Below are 11,674 nucleotides of genomic sequence, written 5' to 3'. Positions count from 1 at the left end.
GCGACGCATGGAGCTGACGGATACTAATCGATCGAGGACTTAACCTCAAACAAAAAGGTTGCATGGCTTGTGGTAAGTAGACAATGTTGGTTTTATCCGGTTTTGAGCGAACAAGCTCAATAGTCTGGTGACGATGGCGAAGAGGTCACACCCGTTCCCATACCGAACACGGAAGTTAAGCTCTTCAGCGCCGATGGTAGTCGGGGGCTTCCCCCTGTGAGAGTAGGACGTCGCCAGGCGGACAGGTCATTCCCAATGGGGGATGGCTTTTTTTGTTGTTTTACAGGAGTTAATTAAATGGTTTCTCCTGATTGGTGTTTGGCATTGTATGAAAATGAAAAAAACATTCTTAAAATGATCCCGTTTCACGATGTGAGGGATAAAACTTCGGATGTGTGAGCGCATTCCAAAGTTATGGGCGATTTCTTGATATTATGAGCGCTTCCTAGGAATTATGAGCGGGACGAGAAATTATGGTCGGCTTGTTCAAAATTAGGACCAAACCGTGGGGGCTTCGATATCCGTGCTATGTACCACGCCTGCTATCGAAGACTTCTCTTTGAGAGAGCAAGCCGGAGCCGTGAGCCAAGTAGAGGTCTTTGCTGCTCGGCTGATGGACGGAGGGAGGCTTGCCCCGAGCGCCGAATCGTCGTGAGCAGGCCTTCCCACAAGTATAATTTTTTTGTGTCCAAATATTATTCCCGGCTCCTATTCCCGCAGCCCTTTATTTCATTCCCACAAATACCTCTTAAAGTGTTGGAGCGGCCAAGCAGTATTGTCTGAGTGCAGGATATACATAACACAACTTCTTACGTTTTTTGCCCTCCATCCAGTATACTTAATTCTAAAGGAAGTGAATCGATTATGACCTATACGGATCGACCACTGGTTCGAGCACTGACTCAATTTCATAAAAGAGCACCGATGTCTCTCCATGTACCTGGACATAAAAATGGAGCACTTTCGAGCCTCCCGGATGGTTTGCGTGCGGCTCTTCCATATGATGTCACGGAGCTGGAAGGATTGGATGATTTGCATGAGCCTCATGGTGCTATTGAGGAGGCGCAGCAAAAGCTTGCTGCTTTGTATGGATCTCACCGCAGTTTCTTTTTAGTCAATGGATCGACAGTCGGGAATCTGGCGATGATTTATGCAACATGCCGACGGGGAGAAACGGTGATTGTCCAGCGAAATGCGCATAAATCGGTCTTCCATGCCATCGAATTGGCAGGTGTGCATCCCGTGTTTGTGTCCCCGGATTGGCAGGAGACTGTCCAAACGCCTGGATTGGTATCCGTTGAACAAATAGAGGAAGCTCTTCATTTATTCCCCCAAGCGAAAGCGGTTGTTCTGACGTATCCTACTTATTATGGAACAGCCGAGGGCGGACTTGAAGAAGTGATTCAACTATGCCACGCTAAGGGAATTCCCGTATTGGTGGATGAAGCGCATGGGGCTCATTTTGTCTTGGGTGATCCGTTTCCTCGCTCTGCTTTACAGATGGGAGCGGATGTCGTGGTTCACTCTGCACATAAGTCTTTGCCGGCCATGACGATGGGCTCTTTCCTGCATATTCGTTCGGATTTGGTTGATTCGGAACGGATTGCGCATGCTCTACATATGCTGCAATCTAGCAGCCCCTCTTATTTATTAATGGCATCCCTTGATGATGCCCGCGCTTATGCGGAAACATATAATACGGAAGATACGGTACATTTTTTGGCGAAGCGCCAAGCATTTATTACCCAATTGGAGGACATACCCGGCCTACAACCAGTCGAAATGGATGATCCTTTGAAACTGACGTTGCGCGTTCCCGGATATTCAGGCTTTGAAATTCAGCAATGTTTGGATGCTGAAGGGCTTTATGTCGAGCTTGCCGATCTTTATCAAGTATTGGTCATCCTGCCATTGGTAAAGAGAGTTTCAAACTACTCATTTGATCTGGTTTGTGCAAAGATCAAAAGGGCATTGTCCCAACTGGCCCCATCGGTGAAAGAGAACATGGGGGGATCCCAACCGATTGTCCGGAATGAAATGATTTCCCAACTCGCGTATTTACCAGCTCAGCTTGCCGATATGAAAAGCGAATGGATTTCCTATAAAGACGCTGAAGGTCGGGTAGCGGCGGCTTCCGTCATTCCTTATCCTCCTGGCATTCCGCTATTGCTGGGCGGAGAGACGGTCAAGGAAGGGCATATCCGATCAATTGAAGAATTAATTGCAGGACACGCAAAATTTCAGGGAGCCATTCAGGTTGAGGATGAGCAGATTTTAGTTGTCAAGGACGGTGTTAAATAATGGCGAACAACGGCATATTCGTCTCCTTTGAGGGGCCGGAAGGGGCTGGGAAGACGACGGCCATTTTGAATATAAGCGAAAGACTACAAAAAGAAGGACAGCGGGTTATCGTGACACGGGAGCCGGGTGGCATCCGAATTTCTGAAAAAATACGTAACATCATTTTGGACAATGAACATGAGGAAATGGACGGAAGGACAGAGGCATTGCTCTATGCGGCCGCACGGAGACAGCATCTTGTTGAAAAGATTGAACCGGCCCTGCAGCAAGGGATGATTGTCCTGTGTGACCGTTTCATCGATAGCTCGCTTTCCTACCAAGGATTTGCGAGAGGTTTAGGAATACAGGAAGTTTTGGCAATCAATGAATTTGCTATCGGAAAAACGATGCCGGATCTAACTGTTTTTTTCGATATCACACCGGAAGATGGGCTTTCTCGGATCGTAAACAACGATAGCCGGGAACAAAATCGCCTCGATAATGAAAGTTTACAATTCCATCATGCGGTATATGAAGGATACCAACGGTTGCTACAAATTTATCCGGAGCGGATCCGCTCCATCGATGCCTCGCTTCCAGCAAACGAAGTAGCGGAAAATGTTTGGAAATTAATATACTCCCAACTCATTTAAATCCCGGATTCATGATATAATGAGTAGAAAGCGGAAAAAGGAGAGAGTACCGTGAAATTGGTTGTGGCAGTGGTACAGGATCAGGATAGTAATCGGTTGTCAAATGCGTTGACTAAAAATGACTTTCGTGCGACGAAACTGGCGAGTACGGGAGGTTTCTTACGGTCGGGCAATACGACTTTCCTCATCGGTACGGAAGATAGCCTAGTGCCGAAAGCGTTGGAGCTTATTCGTGATAACTGTCGTTCCAGGGATCAGATGGTCGCTCCCGTGTCTCCCATGGGTGGAAACGCCGACTCCTATATCCCCTATCCAGTTGAAGTGGAAGTTGGCGGGGCAACGGTTTTCGTTCTTCCAATTGAACAATTCCATCATTTTTGATGGGCCGAGGTGAATCGGAATGAAGGTCAATAGTGACTATAGATCAGGACTCGATAAACTGAGGAATAATCCGTTGCAAACGCCCCAGGGCGGTCCCCGTTTTGGGGAAATGGTTTCAAAGCAAGAGCAACGGTTGCAAGGCGAGCAAATTACAAGGCTTCTCGGTGATATTTCTTCAGTAGGTGATCGAATTGCCCGTTCACGCAACTTGAGGGATATGGCAAAATTTAAAATGCTCGTCAAAAGATTCTTGAAAGAGGCCGTTGACTCCGGATTGGGCTTGAAACAGTCTCATACATGGAATCATTTCGGTGAAGGGCGCAGGTTGAAAATTGTACAGACAATAGATGAAAAGCTGATTGAATTGGCAGAGGATTTACTTGATGAGGAAAAGACATCCGTGGATCTTTTGGCGAAAATAGGCGAGATTAAAGGGCTTCTCATTAATTTATATATGTAGATTCGTGTTTCTTTCGATAGAAACACGTTTTTTGGAACAGGGGAGTGGTTTCCATGAATGAAAAAACGGAACGGCTCTTTGAGGAACAAAGAAATGTCATGGAACGCTTACAATCTTCTTATAAGAATAACCGCATTGGTCATGCGTATATATTTGATGGTGAAATGGGTACCGGAAAAGAAGAGGCGGCCAATTTTTTCGCGAAACTCCTCCTTTGTAAACAAGTTGAGGAAAATGTTCCATGTGAAACATGCCTTACCTGTCGACGTTTATCTTCCGGAACTCATCCCAACTTGACCACGGTTCGTCCTGATGGGCAAGACATAAAAAAAGAGCAAATGTCAGAATTGATAGCTAAAATGACCAAAAAAGGATATGAACCTGGTCGGAAAATATATATTGTTTCCCGCGCTGATCGTATGAATAGCGCTGCAGCCAATACATTGTTGAAGTTTCTAGAAGAGCCGGAAGGGGAAGTGACGGCCATTCTGTTAACGGATTCCTATCAGTCAATTTTACCGACCATTCAATCCAGATGCCAGCGGATCCCATTCTTGCCTCCATCCCGTGAAACAATAATCGGGAAGCTGGAGGAAAGAGGAATTACTTCTTCGATGGCTGCAACAGTTTCCATGGTAACTGCAGATTTTGAGGAAGCACTCCGCCTTGCAGGGGACGATCAATTTGCACAGATGAGAAAAACAGTGTTAAAATTGGTGGAAGCATCGGATAGACATGTCCAAGAAGCATTATTATATATCCAGACGAAATGGATACCGTTGTTTAAGGAAAAGGACGATACCGAACGTGGCCTGGACCTGTTATTATATGCTTATCGGGATATGATGGCATACAAGGCGGGATTAAAGTCCACGCCGGCTTATCCGGACCAGCAGCAATTCTTCACGAATCTTTCGATGAATATTACATTTAGTCAGCTTTCTTCGGTCATGGATGCCATTTTACAAGCAAAGAAGAAACTGTACAGTAATATGAATCGGACGCTTTTAATGGAGCAATTGGTGCTTAGCATGCAGGAGGGGTTACTTGTTGTATAAAGTAATAGGAGTCCGCTTTAAAAATGCGGGTAAAATATATTTTTTTGATCCCTTGGATTATGAGTTGAGTGTTGGGGATTATGTCATTGTAGAGACCGCCCGTGGTGTAGAGTATGGGAAAGTAGCAAGTCGAATGAAAGAAGTAGAAGAAAACGACGTCGTCCTTCCTTTGAAGAAGATTATCAGACCTGCCCAAGCGGACGATATTGAACAGGTGCTGGAAAATCGGGAAGAGGCGGAACGTGCTTTTTATACAGGTCAAGGTAAAATCGAAGAGCATAACCTGGATATGAAGCTAGTCGATGTAGAATACACATTTGATCGGAATAAAATCGTTTTTTATTTCACGGCAGAGGGAAGGGTGGATTTCCGTAACCTCGTCAAAGATCTGGCTTCCATCTTTCGGACGCGCATCGAGCTGCGCCAAATTGGTGTCCGGGATGAAGCGAAAATGTTGGGTGGCATCGGACCATGCGGTAGGATGCTTTGTTGTTCGACATTTCTCGGGGATTTTGAACCGGTTTCTATTAAAATGGCAAAAGATCAGAACCTATCCTTAAATCCATCTAAAATTTCCGGTTTATGTGGCCGTCTTATGTGTTGCCTAAAGTATGAAAATGACGAATACGAAGAGGCAAAGGCCATGATGCCTGACATCGGGGCGCCTGTTCAAACGCCGGACGGTCCCGGAAAGGTGGTTGGACTCAATTTATTGGAGCATATTCTTCAAGTGAGTTTGAACGAGCGGAACCAAGTAGTGGAATATACAATGACAGAAGTAGCGGAGTCCGCCAAAAATGTAGTGCAATTGATGAAATGATGAGGTGGGGCAGTTGAAAGAAGGGAATTTTCTCGACAGAATCATGGAATTTGAGCAACAGCTTGAATCCATGCAAAAGCAATTCCGCGATTTGATGGGATTTGTCGCGCAGATGACGGAAGAAAACCATTCCCTTCAACTCGAAAACCATCATCTGCGGGAGCGGCTTGAAGAAATGGACGGGCAGGCACGCACTTCCCATAGCCCTAAGAGAAAAAAGAAACCGCAAGCGGCCGATGTAGGCGAAGGTGTCGATAACTTGGCACGTTTGTATAATGAAGGCTTTCATGTTTGCAACGTCCATTATGGAAGCAGCCGCAAAGGCGAAGATTGCCTTTTCTGTCTCTCGTTTTTGAATAAGCAACATGTATGAGCGAAAGCCGATCCTAGTCAGTCAAAGGATCGGCTTTTCTGATTGCTTTACAATTTTGTGGTGTTTACACTTAGGTTTCATTTGGTTGATGATAGGAGGAACGGATTGTGGAAGATGTTTTGCAAGGTGATGAAAGGCTTGATTATTTATTGGCGGAAAACTTAAGGATCATTCAAAGTCCCTCGGTGTTTTCCTTTTCGTTAGATGCGGTATTGTTGGCAAAGTTTGCCTACGTTCCGATTCGTTCCGGAAAAATTGTAGATCTTTGCGCAGGAAATGGAGCCATCCCCTTGTTTCTAAGTGCCCGGACGAAAGCGGATATCCTCGCTGTCGAATTACAGGAGCGGCTGGCAAATATGGCGGAGAGGAGCATCCGCTATAACGGTCTGGAGAATCAAATTCAAGTCTTGAATGGAGACGTGATTGGCATCGCTTCACAGATCGGTTATGAAAAGTATGACACCGTAACTTGCAACCCTCCTTATTTCCCAGCAATTGAGGCGAGCGATAAAAATTTACGAGAACATGTCGCCATTGCTCGGCATGAGATCAAATTGACATTGGAACAAGCGGTTCAGTCGGCAAGCGAACTATTGAAGCAAGGGGGAAAGGCCGCTTTTGTCCATCGACCGGGACGTCTTCTCGATATCGTGACTGCGATGCGTGCTAATCGTTTGGAACCGAAACGGATCCGCTTCGTCTATCCGAAGGAAGGAAAAGAGGCCAATACCCTGCTCATCGAAGGGATCAAAGACGGAAAGCCGGATTTGAAAGTGTTGCCGCCTCTGTTCGTATATGATGTGCAAGGCGAGTATACCGAGGAAGTGAGGGAACTTCTCTATGGTTCCGGCGAATGAGCATATCTTTTACGTGTTGGAATGTAAAGACGGCTCCTATTATGCCGGTTATACGAATGATCTAGAAAGGCGGATCCGTGTCCACAATGAAGGCAAAGGGGCAAAATACACGAGGGCTAGAAAACCGGTCCGCTGCATATACAGCGAGACATTTAAGTCGAAGCGGGAAGCGATGCAGGCTGAGTATCGTTTCAAACAATTAAGGCGGGAAGCAAAAGAGCGGTATATCGGAAAGGATGGAGAACTGGATGAAATCGCAAAAGAGCGCTGAATCGGGCGGTGGGAAACTGTATTTGGTGGGAACGCCGATTGGCAACTTGGAGGATATGACGTTTCGGGCAATCCGTGTCCTGCAAGAAGTCGATCGCATTGCCGCGGAAGATACTCGGAACACGATTCGCCTATGTAATCATTTTGATATTAAAACCTCGCTTATGAGCTACCATGAGCATAATACGGAAAGTGGGGGAGAAAAGATTTTGGCTTTATTGAAAGAAGGCAAGTCAGTCGCGATCGTCAGCGATGCTGGAATGCCTTGTATTTCAGATCCGGGGGCAGATATTGTAAGCAAAGCATTGGAAGCCGGTTTTGCTGTCGTCCCGATTCCAGGAGCCAATGCGGCAATTAGTGCGCTCGTTGCTTCCGGTCTAATACCGCAGCCATTTTTGTTTTATGGCTTTTTACCGCGCCATAAAAAGGACCGGAAACTGCAGTTGGATCAACTGAAAAGACGCGAGGAAACGATTATTTTGTATGAAGCTCCACATCGTTTAAAAGAGACATTACAGGCTATGAGGGATGAATTGGGGGCAGAGCGAAAAGTCGTACTCGCCAGAGAATTGACGAAGCGATTTGAGGAATTCCTTAGAGGGACGCTGGAAGAAGCAATCCAATGGGCAATGGCACATGAAATCAGAGGGGAATTCTGCATTGTTTTGGAAGGGAACGAAAATGGCATTGAGGAAGAAGAGCAGGAGGCATGGTGGACAGGCTTAACTATAAAAGGTCATGTCGATGAATTGATCGAAAAGGAAGGAATTCGTTCGAAGGAGGCTATCCGACAGGTGGCGAATGAACGGGGAATGAACCGTCGGGAGGTATATAAGGTGTTTCATATAGATGAAGAGAATCCAGGTTGATTTACAAAAAATCCAGATCGAAAAATCGGTCTGGATAATTATTATTCTAATATTACTGTTTTAAGTTTTCTTCAATTTCTTTTACTAGCTGTTCTGCGCCTTTTGGACTTAGAATCAGTTTACCGTCGATGAGACGCATGTTATCGTCGGATACATCGCCGGTAATGGAACAAGTCATATTAGGCATGTATTTCTTCAATATGATTTTATCATCATCCACATAGATTTCGAGAGCATCTTTTTGCGCGATACCGAGTGTACGACGCAATTCAATAGGGATTACTACTCGTCCTAGCTCATCGACCTTTCTTACAATACCAGTAGACTTCATGACAAGATCTCCTTCCAATACAATATATTTTCGTCAAAATTCGACATAATTTTCTTGTCTGTCTCTTATCATACCAATGCTACCATTTACCGTCAAATATATTTCCTTGATTTTAAGATATAAATCTAAGGAATATTTTATACTATTATTTTGATAGTATTATAGGTAAATAGAAGGTATGGAGAAAGTCGTTTAGAAAGGGAAATTGATTGTATCGACTTCCCGCTTTCGTTAGAATGGGTATAATGGGAATTAAACAGAAAATCAGAGAAAACAAAGCATTCCCGCTGGTCGGGGGCTTGTTTTCTGTGGGCGGTTTATGTAAACAATTTAATGTGATGGAGTTCAGGTTTCACCCTATTTAACATAATGGAGGAATTTTCGTGACTGAAGAAAAGACATTTTATATTACGACCCCAATTTATTATCCGAGCGGAAAATTCCATATCGGAACTGCTTATACAACCGTTGCATCCGATGCGATGGCTAGATATAAAAGACTACGCGGCTATGATGTCCGTTTTTTGACTGGAATGGACGAGCACGGCCAAAAAATTCAGGAGAAGGCGGAAGAGGAAGGATTGCCGCCACAGGAATACGTGGATGGTATTGCGCATACTGCGAAAAAAGTATGGGAACTCATGGATATCTCCTATGACGATTTCATCCGTACAACGGAAGATCGCCACAAACAAGCCGTGGATAAAATTTTTCAAACCTTCTTGGACAATGGGGATATTTACAAAGGCGAATATGAAGGCTGGTATTGCACGCCATGTGAGTCCTACTTTACGGAAGGGCAGCTGGAAGATGGCAATTGTCCAGATTGCAGACGGTCGGTTCAAAAGGTAAAGGAAGAATCATACTTTTTTAACATGAAAAAGTATGCGGATCGCTTATTGGCGTTCTACGAAGAAAATCCGACATTTATCGAGCCGGAATCGCGCAAAAATGAAATGATTAATAATTTCATCAAACCTGGACTGGAGGATCTATCCGTTTCCCGTATGTCATTTGACTGGGGAATCCGAGTGCCGGGTGACCCGAAGCACGTCATTTATGTGTGGGTAGATGCACTGACGAATTATATTACAGCACTTGGCTATCGTTCGGACGATGATTCCCTCTTCCGAAAGTATTGGCCGGCGGATGTCCATGTAGTTGGAAAAGATATCGTACGCTTCCACACGATCTATTGGCCGATATTCCTTATGGCCCTTGATCTGCCATTGCCGAAAAAGGTGTTTGCACATGGGTTCATCATGATGAAAGATGGAAAAATGTCCAAATCGAAAGGGAATGTCGTTTATCCGGAAATGCTAGTGGAGCGATATGGTTTGGATGCGACGCGCTATTTCCTACTGCGTGAACTGCCATTCGGGCAAGATGGTGTGTTCTCGCCGGAATCATTCATTGAGCGGACAAACTATGATTTGGCGAATGATCTCGGGAACTTATTGAACCGAACAGTCTCCATGATCAATAAATACTTCGATGGGGTCATTCCGACGGAGGGCTTGGAGCCGACAGAGTTTGATGAAAGCTTAACGGATTTTATTCAAAAAACTATCCGGAATTATGAAGCTTCCATGGAGAAGATGCAGTTCAGTGTCGTCCTATCTGAACTTTGGGCGCTCGTTTCCCGAACGAATAAATATATTGATGAAACAGCACCGTGGGTATTGGCGAAAGAAGAGTCTGATCGTGGAAAATTGGCATCAGTTATGGCAAATCTTGCTTCCTCGCTTCGTCATATTGCGGTCCTATTACAGCCATTCATGACACATGCGCCGAAAAAGGTTATCGAACAACTTGGCTTGGACGATTCCTTGCTCGCTTGGTCAACGCTTGGCGATGCGAATGCGATTCCGAAACAGTCGAAAGTGATCGAAAAAGGCGTACCGATTTTCCCTCGTCTCGATCCGGACGTCGAAATTGTTTATATTCGGGATCAAATGGCTATTACGGCGCCTGTGGAAAATACCGAGACGGAGTCGCAGGAAGTTCCGGAAGTGGACGAAATCACGATTGACGATTTCATGAAAGTTGACCTTCGGGTTGCTACCGTGACGGAATGCGTCAAAATGCCGAAAGCCGATAAACTGCTCAAATTGCAATTGGATTTGGGCTATGAACAACGGCAAGTAGTGTCAGGAATCGCGGAACATTATGAACCGGAATCCCTGATCGGCGAAAAAGTGATTGTCGTTGCGAATTTGAAGCCAGTCAAGTTGCGGGGTGAATTATCCCAAGGAATGATCTTGGCCGGTAAATTGGATGGAGTTCTGAAGCTTGCAACAGTGCCAAGTGGCCTGGAAAATGGAGCACAAGTCAAATAAAGGTCTCACACGAAAACGGCGTTCTTCGAGCAACGCCGTTTTTCGTTTTGTTTGCAATTCAGAGGGTTATGTAATCTAATTGTAAGCAAAATGTGATGAATGTCATTCATCTAAAGACTAAGATAGAGTTATTGTGAGGCGAAAACAATGTTGATTGATACACATGTCCATTTAAATGCAGACCAATATGAGGAAGACGTCGAAGAAGTGATCGGACGGGCACTGGACGCGGGCGTCAAGAAGATGGTCGTCGTCGGTTTTGACACGAAGACGATTAACAAAGCGATAGAATTAGCAGAAGCATACCCGTACATCTATGCCGTTGTCGGTTGGCATCCCGTCGATGCAATTGATTGCACAGAGGATGATCTGAAATGGATTGAGTCACTGGCCAAGCATCCGAAGGTGGTCGGTATCGGGGAAACCGGCTTGGATTACTATTGGGACAAATCGCCGAAGGATGTCCAGCAGGAGTTATTCCGGAAGCAAATTCGTCTTGCGCAAAAAGTGGATTTACCTATCATTATCCATAATCGTGATGCCACCGGTGACGTCGTACGGATTTTAAAAGAAGAAGAAGCCGAAAAAACAGGCGGAATTATGCACTGTTATGGAGGCAGTGTCGAAACCGCCAAAGAATGCATTAATATGAACTTTATGATTTCGCTTGGGGGACCTGTAACGTTTAAAAATGCGAGGATGCCAAAAGAAGTAGCTACGGAGATATCACTCGATCATTTATTGATAGAAACAGACGCACCTTATTTAGCGCCACATCCACATCGGGGAAAACGGAACGAACCGGCCTTAGTCACCTTGGTTGCAGAAGAAATCGCACGGCTCAAAGGTTTGCCAGTAGAAGAGGTAGCTCAGAGGACAACCGCAAATGCTATGAAACTATTTGGGTTGGAGTGAATAAAGTCCTGAAAACCTTCCATACTTTGCCTATACAGGTTCCTATTCTATGATCCTTAGTAAAAAAT

At 45.1% G+C, this 11,674-nt stretch carries 13 protein-coding genes and 1 rRNA gene; 13 read left to right on the top strand and 1 reads right to left on the bottom strand.

The window, feature by feature from the left end; all coding sequences use genetic code 11:
- Nucleotides 1–123: 123 nt before the first annotated feature.
- The 11 genes from rrf to rsmI all read left to right on the top strand — a co-directional run bounded on the left by rrf (nucleotide 124) and on the right by rsmI (nucleotide 8,021).
- A 5S ribosomal RNA gene (gene rrf / locus AB1K83_RS17275) occupies nucleotides 124–239 on the top strand.
- A 625-nt stretch (nucleotides 240–864) separates the two neighbouring features.
- The gene (locus tag AB1K83_RS17270; RefSeq protein ID WP_413059450.1) at nucleotides 865–2,301 is read left to right on the top strand and encodes an aminotransferase class I/II-fold pyridoxal phosphate-dependent enzyme; all 1,437 of its coding nucleotides are present in this window, start codon (nucleotides 865–867) and stop codon (nucleotides 2,299–2,301) included.
- On the top strand, nucleotides 2,301–2,933 hold the full coding sequence (gene tmk, locus AB1K83_RS17265) for a dTMP kinase (protein WP_413059449.1): 633 nt from the start codon (nucleotides 2,301–2,303) through the stop codon (nucleotides 2,931–2,933). The genes AB1K83_RS17270 and tmk overlap by 1 nt, the downstream gene beginning before the upstream one ends.
- A 51-nt stretch (nucleotides 2,934–2,984) precedes the next feature.
- Nucleotides 2,985–3,314, top strand: a complete 330-nt coding sequence (locus AB1K83_RS17260; protein WP_413059448.1) for a cyclic-di-AMP receptor — start codon at nucleotides 2,985–2,987, stop codon at nucleotides 3,312–3,314.
- 19 nt (nucleotides 3,315–3,333) lie between these two features.
- Nucleotides 3,334–3,774, top strand: coding sequence for a YaaR family protein (locus AB1K83_RS17255; protein WP_413059447.1), 441 nt, complete (start codon nucleotides 3,334–3,336; stop codon nucleotides 3,772–3,774).
- A gap of 53 nt (nucleotides 3,775–3,827) precedes the next feature.
- Nucleotides 3,828–4,832 carry a DNA polymerase III subunit delta' gene (gene holB, locus AB1K83_RS17250; RefSeq protein WP_413059446.1) on the top strand — a complete coding sequence of 335 codons (1,005 nt, stop codon included), beginning with the start codon at nucleotides 3,828–3,830 and terminating at the stop codon, nucleotides 4,830–4,832.
- On the top strand, nucleotides 4,825–5,652 hold the full coding sequence (locus tag AB1K83_RS17245) for a stage 0 sporulation family protein (RefSeq protein ID WP_413059445.1): 828 nt from the start codon (nucleotides 4,825–4,827) through the stop codon (nucleotides 5,650–5,652). The genes holB and AB1K83_RS17245 overlap by 8 nt, the downstream gene beginning before the upstream one ends.
- 13 nt (nucleotides 5,653–5,665) lie before the next feature.
- Nucleotides 5,666–6,025: a DNA replication initiation control protein YabA gene (gene yabA / locus AB1K83_RS17240; protein WP_413059444.1), complete on the top strand. Its 360-nt coding sequence runs from the start codon at nucleotides 5,666–5,668 to the stop codon at nucleotides 6,023–6,025.
- A gap of 107 nt (nucleotides 6,026–6,132) precedes the next feature.
- Nucleotides 6,133–6,882 carry a tRNA1(Val) (adenine(37)-N6)-methyltransferase gene (locus AB1K83_RS17235; protein WP_413059443.1) on the top strand — a complete coding sequence of 250 codons (750 nt, stop codon included), beginning with the start codon at nucleotides 6,133–6,135 and terminating at the stop codon, nucleotides 6,880–6,882.
- Nucleotides 6,866–7,153 (top strand): GIY-YIG nuclease family protein, encoded by a 288-nt coding sequence (locus AB1K83_RS17230; protein ID WP_413059442.1) that lies wholly within the window; start codon nucleotides 6,866–6,868, stop codon nucleotides 7,151–7,153. Before AB1K83_RS17235 ends, AB1K83_RS17230 begins: the two co-directional genes overlap by 17 nt.
- A complete protein-coding gene (gene rsmI, locus AB1K83_RS17225) occupies nucleotides 7,131–8,021 on the top strand; it encodes a 16S rRNA (cytidine(1402)-2'-O)-methyltransferase (protein ID WP_413059441.1) in 891 nt (296 codons plus the stop codon). The genes AB1K83_RS17230 and rsmI overlap by 23 nt, the downstream gene beginning before the upstream one ends.
- A gap of 52 nt (nucleotides 8,022–8,073) precedes the next feature.
- Here the strand turns inward: rsmI and AB1K83_RS17220 are convergent, their stop codons facing one another.
- Complete coding sequence (locus tag AB1K83_RS17220) at nucleotides 8,074–8,352, bottom strand: AbrB/MazE/SpoVT family DNA-binding domain-containing protein (RefSeq protein WP_413059440.1); 279 nt, start codon at nucleotides 8,350–8,352, stop codon at nucleotides 8,074–8,076.
- 383 nt (nucleotides 8,353–8,735) lie between these two features.
- Here AB1K83_RS17220 and metG point away from each other — a divergent pair, with 383 nt between their 5' ends.
- Entirely contained in the window at nucleotides 8,736–10,691 is a 1,956-nt protein-coding gene (metG, locus tag AB1K83_RS17215) for a methionine--tRNA ligase (RefSeq protein ID WP_413059439.1), read from the top strand.
- A 147-nt stretch (nucleotides 10,692–10,838) separates the two neighbouring features.
- On the top strand, nucleotides 10,839–11,606 hold the full coding sequence (locus AB1K83_RS17210) for a TatD family hydrolase (RefSeq protein WP_413059438.1): 768 nt from the start codon (nucleotides 10,839–10,841) through the stop codon (nucleotides 11,604–11,606).
- Nucleotides 11,607–11,674: the final 68 nt, after the last annotated feature.

Origin of the sequence: Sporosarcina sp. 179-K 3D1 HS, assembly GCF_047228905.1 — a bacterium.
Lineage (GTDB): Bacteria > Bacillota > Bacilli > Bacillales_A > Planococcaceae > Sporosarcina.
The sequence above is the reverse complement of the archived record's forward strand: the minus strand, read 5'-3'. Positions and strand labels throughout refer to the sequence as shown.